This is a genomic window from Streptomyces calidiresistens (assembly GCF_014141525.1).
Lineage (GTDB): Bacteria > Actinomycetota > Actinomycetes > Streptomycetales > Streptomycetaceae > Streptomyces > Streptomyces calidiresistens.
Map to the genome: position 1 here is coordinate 1 of NZ_VKHS01001015.1, position 1,668 is coordinate 1,668.

General features: G+C 72.5%; 3 protein-coding genes. All 3 read right to left on the minus strand.

Annotated features, from left to right (window positions below; translation table 11 throughout):
- Positions 1–317 (minus strand): hypothetical protein (locus tag FOE67_RS25045; protein WP_182667097.1); only part of this gene is annotated, 317 nt, incomplete at its 3' end.
- Between the two features lie 63 nt (positions 318–380).
- Positions 381–884: a hypothetical protein gene (locus FOE67_RS25050; RefSeq protein WP_182667098.1), complete on the minus strand. Its 504-nt coding sequence runs from the start codon at positions 882–884 to the stop codon at positions 381–383.
- A 2-nt stretch (positions 885–886) separates the two neighbouring features.
- Positions 887–1,627 carry a hypothetical protein gene (locus FOE67_RS25055; protein ID WP_182667099.1) on the minus strand — a complete coding sequence of 247 codons (741 nt, stop codon included), beginning with the start codon at positions 1,625–1,627 and terminating at the stop codon, positions 887–889.
- Positions 1,628–1,668: the final 41 nt, after the last annotated feature.

Genomic DNA, 1,668 nt, shown 5'->3' on the forward strand with positions numbered 1-1,668 from the left:
GCGGGGGCCGTGTCCGGGGTCTGGTAGGGGGCGAGGATCAGTTCCTCGTCGGTGGCCTTGACCGCGCCGATCGCACTGCACGACCCGCAGCGCACGCCGTGCGGGAGGGTCTGGGGGGTCTGGACCGGGGCGATGGTGACGCAGGTGATCCGCCCGTCGGACGCGCGCATCTTGCGCAGGTGCTCCTGAACGTCGCGCTCGACGACGCCTGCGGCGCGGCGGGGGTCCACTGATTCGACGACGGATACCCACTGCGTGGACCCGGTTCGGGTGGAGGTGTAGTCGACTGTGATCTTCCAGGGCTGGAAACGGGCCATGGTGTTCTCGTCTCTCTCGGGTTCAGTGCCCGGCCCCCGGTTGGGGGCCGGGCCGGTGGGTGGTCAGGGCTGGTGGGTGATGCGGCCGGGGCCGGTGTCCAGCGGGCGGTCCGTGTCCGGGCAGGTCCACACCTGGATCCAGGTGTGGGGGCCGTCCGGGTACAGGTCCCATGCGCGGCCGGGCGCGTCGGCCCGGGTGAGGTCGTGGAGTTCGGCGTGGGCGTCGCCTTCGGTTGCCCACCGGGTGGTGGACGCGCCTTCGTAGGTGACGGTCCAGATGCCGGGCAGGCCGGTGGTCCAGTCGTCGGTGAGGTCGGGCCGGTGACGCGCCCACAGTGCGCGGGCGTTCTCCAGATTGCGGAGGGTGTAGCGGGTGGGGTGGGCGAGGTAGTGGGTGCGGTGCTGGTCGCGGACCGTGGCGTAGGCGTGGTCGCTGATGTCGTGGCCGCTGGGGGCGATCCGGTCGGGGTGGGTTCCTCGGGCGAGGGCGAGGGCGGCGCGGGCGTCCGCGATGGTGGTGAGGGTGTGGAGGCGGCGGGCCGCTGCGAAAGCGGGGTTGGTGTGCATCGTCAGTTCGCCGGGGTTCCGAGGGGGAAGAGGGGGGTGGTGCTGTATGCGGTGGGCTCTTCCCGGGCGCCGTTGATGGTGGCGTGGAGGTCGGCTGCGTAGTGCAGCCCGGCGGGGTCGGTGGTGGGGACGTCTTCCTCGTCGTAGCCGGCCGGGGTCCAGCGGTGGGTGATGCGGGTGCCGGCGGGGTACTCCAGGCGGTGCTCTTCCTCGCACGCCGCACGCGCTTCGGCGACGGAGGTGTAGGTGTCGACGGGGATCAGGGCATGTTGGGCGGTGACGGCGGCGGGGGTGTGGGTCTCGGCGGGCCGGGCGTCGGTCCAGCCGTCGTACGCGTCGGCGCCGTCGAGGGTCTGCATGTGCCAGGGGGCGTCCAGGGAGCCGGTGCTCATCCAGCCGACCGCGCGGAGGGTTCCTCGGGTGGGGTGGTGGCCGACCCACACCGGTTCGAAGAAGCGCGTCAGTTCGGGGGCAGTGTAGGGGGAGGCGTCCGCGTAGGCACGGCCGACGCGGAACCATGCGGTGGGCATGGGCTCCGGCGGTGCGACGGTGATGCCGGCCTGCTCCATCTCGTCCTCGGTCATGCGGTGGCGGTCGGCGCAGTGTTCGCGCATTTCCGTGAGGGCGGCGCGGGAGCCGGGGTGCTTTCCGTCGCCGACCCCGAGGGGGACGGCGCCGACCCCGAGGGGAATGGAGTGGAGGCAGGCGGGGAGGGGGCAGCGGACGAAGCCGGTCGCAAGCATTGCGGGCTCCCTTTCGGGCGGTGGTTCGGTGGGTGGTGAAG

Bases quoted from the DNA above. Each gene is read 5' to 3' on its own strand.
- FOE67_RS25055 (WP_182667099.1), bottom strand. From the start codon at position 1,627: ATGCTTGCGACCGGCTTCGTCCGCTGCCCCCTCCCCGCCTGCCTCCAC.
- FOE67_RS25050 (WP_182667098.1), bottom strand. From the start codon at position 884: ATGCACACCAACCCCGCTTTCGCAGCGGCCCGCCGCCTCCACACCCTC.